Raw genomic sequence first — 239 nt, 5'->3', positions numbered from 1 at the left:
AACCTATGCACAGCATACACTTTGCGATTTATTCCAACACACAAATATTCGTTTTGCCTTTTTCTGCTTCTAGGAGTTAGTTTCATTATTTCTCCTTTTCTTATAAATCTACCGTCAGTTCTCTTTAATTCGGGTAAACTTTTAATATTCCCCAAACTACTTACTTGATACAATCCTTCATACCCAACAATATCACGCCATTCTTCATTCATATTTAATTAAAACCTTTTACATAATAC

At 31.8% G+C, this 239-nt stretch carries 1 protein-coding gene; it reads right to left on the bottom strand.

All coding sequences use genetic code 11. The features are described 5' to 3' along the window. Window positions 1-212: NUMOD4 domain-containing protein (locus tag QCD75_RS22090; protein WP_301231660.1), on the bottom strand; the 212-nt coding region annotated here is incomplete at its 3' end. Window positions 213-239 lie beyond the last annotated feature (27 nt).

Source organism: Arthrobacter sp. PsM3 (assembly GCF_030433895.1).
Lineage (GTDB): Bacteria > Actinomycetota > Actinomycetes > Actinomycetales > Micrococcaceae > Arthrobacter.
Note: the sequence above shows the minus strand (reverse complement) of the source record. Positions and strands in the feature narration are given on the sequence as shown.